The organism is Larkinella sp. C7 (assembly GCF_006149005.1).
Lineage (GTDB): Bacteria > Bacteroidota > Bacteroidia > Cytophagales > Spirosomataceae > Larkinella.
Map to the genome: position 1 here is coordinate 1 of NZ_VBSL01000207.1, position 386 is coordinate 386.

General features: G+C 33.7%; 1 protein-coding gene. It reads left to right on the forward strand.

Features of this window, described 5'->3' with window-relative positions; genetic code table 11:
* On the forward strand, positions 1 to 386 hold a 386-nt coding region (locus tag FH871_RS35125), incomplete at both ends, for a hypothetical protein (protein WP_212768418.1).

Here is a 386-nt window from a genome sequence, read left to right on the forward strand (position 1 = left end):
CTACTCAATGCTAACTTTAAACTTCACTATTCTAATATTGAGCAGGAACTCCAACAATCGGTGCTGGCCTTTTTAGCTAAAAAAACTCTTCTGCAAGATCACCAAATCTATTATTATTCTTTCAAAAGAGCACTTTATCGCTTGGCTATTTCCAATTTTACATCATCAGCTGGTTCCTACTATCTTGTTGAGGTAAAGTTATCAACACCTCCTTTAATCAATAATCAATTTGGTATCAAGTACCAGCATTTTGATGACATTAAACAAGATATTTCCCAACAACTAACCTTTACCACTTTCATTGAAGAAGAGAATAAGAAAAAAGCCAAACGATTGGATAATTATTTTCGCTCTCTCCTAATTTTTGGTGAAAGCGGAACTTCTAA